This is a genomic window from Enterobacter cloacae complex sp. IR5441 (assembly GCF_049238215.1).
Taxonomy (GTDB): Bacteria; Pseudomonadota; Gammaproteobacteria; order Enterobacterales; family Enterobacteriaceae; genus Enterobacter; species Enterobacter hormaechei_C.
Genome location: NZ_JBMKIA010000130.1, coordinates 1 through 761 on the forward strand (window position 1 = coordinate 1; position 761 = coordinate 761).

Annotated in this window: 1 protein-coding gene; it reads left to right on the forward strand. The window is 53.6% G+C overall.

Annotated elements, in window-relative coordinates; translation table 11 throughout:
* Positions 1-48 precede the first annotated feature (48 nt).
* Positions 49-746, forward strand: a protein-coding gene (locus ACOTX5_RS26715) for an IS1-like element IS1B family transposase (protein WP_095033700.1) whose coding sequence is annotated in 2 segments (ribosomal slippage) — positions 49-298 and positions 298-746 — 699 coding nt in all. Because the reading frame shifts where the segments join, the coding sequence is not laid out codon by codon here.
* The last annotated feature ends 15 nt before the right edge of the window (positions 747-761 follow it).

A 761-nucleotide genomic window follows, 5' to 3' on the forward strand; every position in this document is an offset into this window, starting at 1 on the left:
CTGCCAACTTACTGATTTAGTGTATGATGGTGTTTTTGAGGTGCTCCAGTGGCTTCTGTTTCTATCAGCTGTCCCTCCTGTTCAGCTACTGACGGGGTGGTGCGTAACGGCAAAAGCACTGCCGGACATCAGCGCTATCTCTGCTCTCACTGCCGTAAAACATGGCAACTGCAGTTCACTTACACCGCTTCTCAACCCGGTACGCACCAGAAAATCATTGATATGGCCATGAATGGCGTTGGATGCCGGGCAACCGCCCGCATTATGGGCGTTGGCCTCAACACGATTTTCCGCCATTTAAAAAACTCAGGCCGCAGTCGGTAACCTCGCGCATACAGCCGGGCAGTGACGTCATCGTCTGCGCGGAAATGGACGAACAGTGGGGATACGTCGGGGCTAAATCGCGCCAGCGCTGGCTGTTTTACGCGTATGACAGGCTCCGGAAGACGGTTGTTGCGCACGTATTCGGTGAACGCACGATGGCGACGCTGGGGCGTCTTATGAGCCTGCTGTCACCCTTTGACGTGGTGATATGGATGACGGATGGCTGGCCGCTGTATGAATCCCGCCTGAAGGGAAAGCTGCACGTAATCAGCAAGCGATATACGCAGCGAATTGAGCGGCATAACCTGAATCTGAGGCAGCACCTGGCACGGCTGGGACGGAAGTCGCTGTCGTTCTCAAAATCGGTGGAGCTGCATGACAAAGTCATCGGGCATTATCTGAACATAAAACACTATCAATAAGTTGGAGTCATTACC